The organism is Frankia sp. CgJB1 (genome assembly GCF_977947065.1).
In genome coordinates this window covers 1-5017 of record NZ_CDWTNB010000244.1, presented here as the reverse complement: position 1 = coordinate 5017, position 5017 = coordinate 1, and the positions used below count along the sequence as shown (strand labels likewise).

Sequence of the window (5017 nt, the reverse complement as noted above, 5' to 3'; positions counted from 1 at the left end):
CTGTGACCTGCGAAGACGCATATTGGCTTGCATTAATTACTTCATTACGAATTCTAAGAGTGGGACCCGGCATTCGACTTGCCAACCCATGGCCCTTTCTCACGCCCCGATGCCCGCACCTCTTTTCCAGCCATTTGCATGACCGAACCCAAACGGAGGAACTATGCGACGCATTGATATACCTGCACCAAGAGTAGGAGAGGAGGCCGCCGAAGGGGGCTTAAAAGTACCCGGAGGTCAGGCGCGCGAGTTGACATGTGTCAGTCTCTTCGCTGGCGGCGGTGGTATGGCACTCGGCTTCGAGCGAGCCGGCCTTACTCATGTGCTGCTTAACGAGATTGATCGGCATGCCGTTGCCACGCTGCGCAGCAACCGGCCCGAATGGTCGGTCAACAGTCTCGACATCCGCGACGTGTGTTTCCGGCACCTGCATGGCACGGTGGATGTTGTCGAGGTCGGGTTTCCCTGCCAGGCGTTCAGTATGTCCGGCAAGCGCCGAGGGTTCGCTGACCCGCGCGGCGGCATGTTCTTCGAGTTCGCCCGCGCGGTGCGCGAGATCCGACCGAAGGTAGCTGTCGCCGAGAATGTAAAGGGGCTCCGCAGCCATGACGGCGGCAGAACACTAGACGCCATGGTGGCCGTGCTGGAGGAAGCCGGCTACCGAGTGGCTTGGCGGATTCTCGGGGCGCACAACTTTGGCGTACCCCAGAAACGCGAGCGCCTGATTCTCGTCGCCCTGCGCCGTGGCACCGGTGGGCAAATCCTGTTCCCGGCCGAACTCGACGGACCCGCGCCGACCGTGCGACAAGTAATCGGTGACGGTCTGGCGGGGCCAGGAGCGCGCTACTCGGCACGCATGGCGTGGATCATTAGCCACGTGCCGGAAGGCGGCAACTGGCGCGACCTGCCCGAGCACGTCTTGCGGGAGTTCCTGCCCAATGGTCCGTACGGGGGCGGCAGCTGTAGCGGCGCGGCCAAGCGGTTGGCGTGGGACCAACCGAGCCCGACCCTGCTGTGCGAACCAACCGCCACAAAACTCACAGGACGCTGCCACCCCTCCGAGACCCGGCCGCTCAACGTGCGGGAGTACGCCCGCATTCAGACATTCCCGGACACCTGGCAGTTCGAGGGCCCCGTGTCGGCCCAGTACCGGCAGATCGGCAATGCCGTGCCCGTGGCGCTGGCCTACCACCTCGGTCGGGCCGCGGTGGCCATGGCTTCAGGCACTTCAACATCCACCGGTTTCAGCGAAGCCACGCACGTCGTAAAGGCCCGGCGACCCATACGCCGACGGGCTGTTACGTCCCCACCAAGCCGCCCTCGCAGCCGGTCGACAGGCCCAACGCGCCCCGGTAGGCGGCGGACGACATCACCGAAGGGAACCGCCCGATGAACGGCATTGCCACCTACCTGCCGTTCCTTGCCGATGCCGTCCTGGGCCTGGTCGTCATCGTCGTCATCCGTTATGCCGACGCCCAGTCCTGGCGCAGCTCCCTGGAGGCATACCGACTGCGCCTGCCGCGCGGCCTGGAGCCGGCGACGGTCGCCGACTGGCTTTCGACGGTGGCGGCCAGCACCCGTTCGCCTGCTCGGTCGCTCCTGCCCTTCCCGCCGGTGGTCGTCGAGGTTGTAGCGACCAAACGCGGTATCAGCCACTACGTGATCGTGCCCCGGAAGTACCGGGGCACGATCTTGGCCGGGTTGCGGGCGGCCCTGCCCGGCGCTCGCCTTGAGGAGGCACCGGAGCACCTGCGTAACCGCCCGGTGTTCGGAACGGCCGCCGAGATCGGCCTGAGTAACGATGTCCAACCGTTGGCCACCGAGCGCGCGGCGCTGACCAATGCCGCCGTCCTGGCTTCGCTGCAACCGCTGCACGGGGACGAAGCCGTCTACCTTCAGTCGGTCATCGGGGGCGCGGAGGCGTCTCGGGTTGTCGCGCCGTCGGTCCCGCCGTTCGCGCCGGCCTTCATGCGCTCGGCCGTGGAGCGGACCAACGCCAAGAACGAACGAGCGGCCCGAACCAAGCAGGCGCTGCCCCTGCTGCGCGGCGTCTGCCGTGTCGGAACTGTTACCGTCCGAGCTGACCGGCGCGGCGCGATGCTCGGCCGGGTTCTGTCGGCCCTGCGGACGTTGGAGGCGCCCGGCGTGTCGGTGTGCCGCTTGGCGACTCCATCGGTGACGGCGGGCCGGCGGCTCAGCGACATCTCGTTGCCGCTGTTCGGCTGGCCGGTGGTCATGAACGCCGCCGAGGCCGTGGGTCTGCTCGGTCTCCCGGTCGGCGACCTGGCGCTGCCTGGGTTGGCCCTGGGTTCGGCGCGGCAGTTGCCGCCGGCGCCGGGCATGCCGAGCGGCGGCCGGGGCACCTCGGTCGTGGCGACCAGCAACTACTCGGGTATGCAGCGGCCGCTCGCGTTGCTGACCGAGGACCGGTTGCGGCACGAGTGGGTTGTCGGGCCGACCGGCACCGGCAAGTCGACGTTGCTCGGCAACCAGATCTTGCAGGACATCGCCGCGCGGCGGGGCGTGGTGGTCGTGGACCCCAACGGTGATCTTGTAAGCGACGTCCTCGCCCGCGTACCGGAGGAGTACGCCGGGGACGTCGTCGTCCTCGACCTGGCCGCCACCGACCGGCCGGTGGGGATCAATTTGTTGCGGCACCAGGGCGGCGAGCACAGCCGGGAGCTGGCCGTGGACAACATCGTCCACACCATGGCCAGCCTCTGGTCCGGTTCCTGGGGGCCGAGGACGAGCGACGTCCTGCGGGCCTGCCTGCTGACCCTCACCCACACCAGGGCGCCGGACAGTTCGGCGTTCACGCTGGCCGAGGTGCCGGAACTGCTGACCAATCAGGCGTTCCGGCGGTTCGTGCTCGCCCAGCCGTCCGTACCGGCTTCGGTGCGGTCGTTCTGGGGCGAGTACGACCAGCGTTCCGACGCCGAGCGGTTGCAGATTATCGGGCCGTCGCTCAATAAGCTGCGCTCCTTCAGCACCCGCACGGCGCTGCGGCTGGCACTCGGGCAGAGCGACGGCTTCGAGCTCGGCGAGGTCTTCAAGGGCAAGGCGGTGCTGGTCGACCTGGCCAAGGGTGCGCTCGGCACCGACACGGCGCAGCTTGCCGGCGCGCTGGTGGTGGCGGTGCTGTGGCAGAAGATCCTTGGCCAGGTCGCGGTGCCGGCCGAACGGCGACGCCCGGCCTTCGTCTACCTCGATGAAGTTCAGGACGTGCTGCGGTTGCCGCTGGACATAGGCGACATGTTGGCCCAGGCCCGGAAGTACAAGGTCGGCCTCATCCTGGCCCACCAGTACCTCGGGCAGCTGCCCGAGGCCGTGAAGACCGCGGTGCTTGGCACAGCCCGCACACAGATCGCCTTCCAGCTGAACGCCTACGAGGACGCCCGGGTGCTGGCCCGGCCGTTCGCGCCCCTGACCGCCGAGGAGCTGCTGGGACTGGACGCCTACGAGATCGCCATGCGTCCGGCTGTCGGCGGCCAGACCCTCGGCGTGGTGACCGGCATAACCGCTCCGTTACCGGACGCCGTGCGCGACCCGGTGGCCCTGGCCACGGCCAGCCGGACTCGATACGGCATGGCCCGTGCCGATGTCGAAGCGGCCCTGACGGCGCGTATCACGGTTGCCGATCCGAGCGGGGCAGGCGGACGCATGGGCCGGCAACGGCGCGGAGGGACGTCATGAACGCGCGGACCGTGGTCACTGGCCGCCGCTACCGCGCTCCGGTCGCTGCTCCGTTCGGCGCTCCGGTCGCGTTGAGTGCCGCCGGGCTGTCTTCCCTGGTAGCGGCCCCGTGGAGGCAGCTAACGTCGCCGAATGCTTCCCCTCATTCGGAGTGTTCACTATGACCCCGGCCGCCCACCCCACAAAGCGTGTCCGCTCGGCTCATGTCGAGCGGGTGCAGGAACGGATGGCCGAGCGGGACCGGCAGATCGTGGCGGACGTGGAGCGGCTGAGGTTGACGACCGGTGCGCAGATCGAGCGGCTGCACTTCGCCAACATCGCGCCCTCGGCGCGGGGGTGAGTGCGGCGCCTGGTGCTGGCCCGGCTCGTCAAGTGGCGGGTGCTGACGACCTTGGAGCGGCGCATCGGCGGGGTGCGGGCGGGATCTGCCGGGCTGGTCTTCGCGCTCGGCTCCGCCGGCCAGCGGCTCATGCAGCTCGACGCGGCCAGGCACGAGCAACCCGCGCGGGTGCGGCGGCCCGGCACCGTGACCGAGCGGTTCGTGGCACACACCCTCGCAGTCAGCGAGTTGTACGTGGCGTTGCGGGAAGCCGAGCGACGGACACCGGGCCTCGTCGTGGAGGCGTTCGACGCCGAACCGGCCTCGTGGTGGCCGGACGGGTTGGGCAGCTGGCTGAAGCCAGACGCCTACGTGGCGCTGGCGTCGGCTGACTTCATCGACCATCTGTGGGTCGAGGTCGACCGGGCCACGGAAAGCCTGCCGACGGTCGGCAGGAAGCTCCGGGCGTACCTGGACTTTCTCAACCGCGGGCAGCTTGGACCGGCGGACCTCATGCCCCGAGTACTGGTCACCGTGCCGAACGAAGCGCGAGCCGAAGGTGTGCGACGGGAGATCCGGCGCCTGCCGGCGCCGGGTGACGAGCTGGTCAGCGTCGCGCTGCATGGTCAGGCCGCCGAGTCTCTGGTGGCGGGCCTGCTCACGCCGGACGGGTCGCCATGAGCGCGGAACTGGAACCGGCGGCGGGCGGACCACGGCGCCGGGACTGGTGGGTAGCCGCGGGCATGGCGGTCACGGCCGTGTCCGCCGCCGTCAGCTCGTTCTCGGGACTCCGGAGCCTGGCTGCGGTAACCGGGTGGCCGGCGTGGCTCGCGCCGCTGTTGCCACTAACTGTCGATGCTTTCGCGGCTACGGCCACCCGCGTATGGCTCGCCAGTAACACCCGCTCAGCGCGAGCCCGCCGGTTCGCCCGGTGGAACGCGCTGCTCGCGGTCGGGCTGTCCCTTATCGGCAACGGAACCTGGCACCTGGCCACGTCCCAATGCC

The 5017-nt window shown here is 69.0% G+C and carries 5 protein-coding genes; all 5 read left to right on the top strand.

Annotated features, from left to right (window positions below; genetic code table 11):
* The first annotated feature begins 163 nt into the window (after positions 1-163).
* A complete protein-coding gene (locus AC08OT_RS19140) occupies positions 164-1393 on the top strand; it encodes a DNA cytosine methyltransferase (RefSeq protein WP_476594510.1) in 1230 nt (409 codons plus the stop codon).
* Entirely contained in the window at positions 1390-3693 is a 2304-nt protein-coding gene (locus AC08OT_RS19135; RefSeq protein ID WP_476603138.1) for a type IV secretory system conjugative DNA transfer family protein, read from the top strand. The genes AC08OT_RS19140 and AC08OT_RS19135 overlap by 4 nt, the downstream gene beginning before the upstream one ends.
* Before the next feature lie 160 nt (positions 3694-3853).
* A complete protein-coding gene (locus AC08OT_RS19130; protein WP_476594512.1) occupies positions 3854-4033 on the top strand; it encodes a hypothetical protein in 180 nt (59 codons plus the stop codon).
* Positions 4034-4693: a replication-relaxation family protein gene (locus AC08OT_RS19125; RefSeq protein WP_476594513.1), complete on the top strand. Its 660-nt coding sequence runs from the start codon at positions 4034-4036 to the stop codon at positions 4691-4693. It abuts the gene before it with no gap.
* A partial coding sequence (locus AC08OT_RS19120; protein ID WP_476603137.1) for a DUF2637 domain-containing protein occupies positions 4690-5017 on the top strand: 328 nt, incomplete at its 3' end. The genes AC08OT_RS19125 and AC08OT_RS19120, both read left to right, overlap by 4 nt.

What these genes read in the sequence shown, in the direction of transcription:
- AC08OT_RS19130 (WP_476594512.1), top strand. Translation starts at nt 3,854, where the DNA reads ATGACCCCGGCCGCCCACCCCACAAAGCGTGTCCGCTCGGCTCATGTC.
- AC08OT_RS19135 (WP_476603138.1), top strand. Translation starts at nt 1,390, where the DNA reads ATGAACGGCATTGCCACCTACCTGCCGTTCCTTGCCGATGCCGTCCTG.
- AC08OT_RS19140 (WP_476594510.1), top strand. Translation starts at nt 164, where the DNA reads ATGCGACGCATTGATATACCTGCACCAAGAGTAGGAGAGGAGGCCGCC.